1 protein-coding gene is annotated in these 523 nt (G+C 44.9%); it reads right to left on the bottom strand.

Annotated elements, in window-relative coordinates; all coding sequences use genetic code 11:
* Positions 1–485, bottom strand: a 485-nt coding sequence (locus A3756_RS24990; RefSeq protein ID WP_231875636.1) for a MipA/OmpV family protein, incomplete at its 3' end; no start/stop codon positions are given.
* Positions 486–523 lie beyond the last annotated feature (38 nt).

Consider the following 523-nt stretch of genomic DNA (forward strand, 5'->3'; position numbering starts at 1 on the left):
AGCGAGGAGTCCAGCCAGGAATGTGTCACGCTGGCACGGGTAAAGCCTTTGAGAAAAATTGGCGTTGCAAAGTTAAGGCTAACAGACGGATTGATCGACGTGTTGGGAGTGTAAGCTTGTCTATCTGAATTGGATTCGTGATCGCGCACGCCAAAATAGTAGTTACTGTACGCGCTATCCAAATAGTTTAAAGAGATCTTTGGAGTCAAAAAAAATGGCCCGTAATTGTAACGGTATGACATTGCAAGGGTGAAATCTTGTCCGCCTGAATGGTTCTGTAAATCATGAAGATAGCTAAGTGTGTACGACAGTCTGTCTTTTTTGAGGCTTGTACTCAGACCGCCAAACAATGAGTTCTGGCGCCTCGTCATTCCGTCAAGATGCTTTGAGTCGTTCGGTTTGTAACCGACCGACTTATAGGTGATGAGTGCCAAAGCTTCCAGTTCAGCACTCTGATGTATGATATAGCTGGCACGAGGCCCCAAAAAGCTAAACCTAGTACCTATATAACCTATAATAGGCA

The organism is Oleiphilus sp. HI0086, from assembly GCF_001635225.1.